Annotated in this window: 2 protein-coding genes; one reads left to right on the plus strand and one right to left on the minus strand. The window is 69.4% G+C overall.

Annotated elements, in window-relative coordinates; genetic code table 11:
• On the minus strand, positions 1-928 hold a 928-nt coding region (locus SACXIDRAFT_RS23180), incomplete at its 3' end, for an acyltransferase domain-containing protein (RefSeq protein ID WP_408640386.1).
• Between SACXIDRAFT_RS23180 and SACXIDRAFT_RS23415 the strand changes: the two genes are divergently transcribed.
• The coding region (locus SACXIDRAFT_RS23415) for a hypothetical protein (protein ID WP_232285214.1) at positions 842-1,042 on the plus strand (201 nt) is incomplete at its 3' end. The two genes, SACXIDRAFT_RS23180 and SACXIDRAFT_RS23415, sit on opposite strands and share 87 nt — an antisense overlap.

Genomic DNA, 1,042 nt, shown 5'->3' on the forward strand with positions numbered 1-1,042 from the left:
CGAAACCATCGGCACCGTGCCGGGTGTGGTTTCCACTGCCCCCGGCCGTGGCAAGCCACTCCTCACGAACCGCGGCCACCTGCGGCGAATGCGAGGCATAATCCACCGGCAACCACCGCACCCGCACCCCGCGCTCTGCACACTCTGCAGCCACCGACTCCAACACCGACCGGTCCCCCGACAACACCGTCTGCCCAGGACCATTCACCACAGCCACCGCAACACTGCCGCCCATGGTGTCGCGGTTTTCGGACGTCGGAGCCGCACGGCCATCCGCCTCAGCCGCCAGTTCAGTGGCCTCGGCCTGCCCAAGATCCACAGCCAGCATGGCCCCCCGTCCGGAAAGACGATCAGCAATCAACCGCGAACGAGTGGCCACCAAGCGAGCACCCTCAGCAACAGAGAGCAGCCCAGCCACCGTCGCAGCAGCGATCTCCCCCTGCGAATGACCCACCACCACGCTCGGCGCAACACCCCGAGCACGCCACACCGCCGCCAGCGCGACCATCACCGCCCACAAAACCGGCTGCACCACATCAACCCGGCCGAGCAACTCCTCATCAGCACCGCCCAACACCTCGGACACCGAGAAATCCACCCACGGCACCAACGCCGACTCACACTCGACCAACGCAGTCGTGAAAACCTCATCCGTCCCGATCAGATCAGCGGCCATCCCAACCCACTGCGCCCCCTGCCCCGGAAACACCCACACGGACCCGACCGAGCCAAGCCCGGTAGCCGCGCGGCCGACGATCACGCTCGCGTCCGCCCTGTTCGCGGCGAGTGCGGAGAGGCCGGCCGACATCGTGTCGCGGTCCGCCCCGAACACCACGGCGCGGTGCTCCAGCTCCGCACGGGAGGTCGCCAGGGCGGCCCCGATCTCGGGCAGGGTGGCGGCCGGGTGCGCCGTGAGATGCGCGGCCAGTCGGGCGGCCTGCTCGCGCAGGGCAGGTTTGGACTGAGCCGACAGGACCCAGGGCAGCGGCGCTTCGCCGGTCGGCACGGAATCGGCTGCCGTCGTGTCGGCCGTATCGGCGGC

Source organism: Saccharomonospora xinjiangensis XJ-54 (assembly GCF_000258175.1).
In the GTDB taxonomy this organism is placed as follows: Bacteria; Actinomycetota; Actinomycetes; order Mycobacteriales; family Pseudonocardiaceae; genus Saccharomonospora; species Saccharomonospora xinjiangensis.